The organism is Halomonas sp. SIMBA_159 (assembly GCF_046536035.1).
GTDB lineage: Bacteria > Pseudomonadota > Gammaproteobacteria > Pseudomonadales > Halomonadaceae > Vreelandella > Vreelandella venusta_A.
Map to the genome: position 1 here is coordinate 1 of NZ_JAWJBT010000891.1, position 260 is coordinate 260.

Below are 260 nucleotides of genomic sequence, written 5' to 3' on the forward strand. Positions count from 1 at the left end.
GTTAAGCTGGCCGCATCCAGCCCCTGATACACATCGCCATTAAAAGCGAATAATGCAGCTTTAGCGTTTTGTTCGGTAAAAGGCAGCTGCCACTGTGCAAAACGCGCTGCGTTTAAGCCTGCCAGCTTATCACTGATGTGCATTAGCGAAGATAAGTCAGCCGGGGTTAAACCTTTGCAAATATCAGCCAGTTGCTGGCTCTGCGCCAGCATAGCAGGTTGAGTAACGTTTACCGGCTTTGCCAAAGGCTGAAAATCGAG

1 protein-coding gene is annotated in these 260 nt (G+C 49.6%); it reads right to left on the reverse strand.

The window, feature by feature from the left end; all coding sequences use genetic code 11:
- The coding region (yaaA, locus tag R0J87_RS21820) for a peroxide stress protein YaaA (RefSeq protein WP_498888921.1) at positions 1–260 on the reverse strand (260 nt) is incomplete at both ends.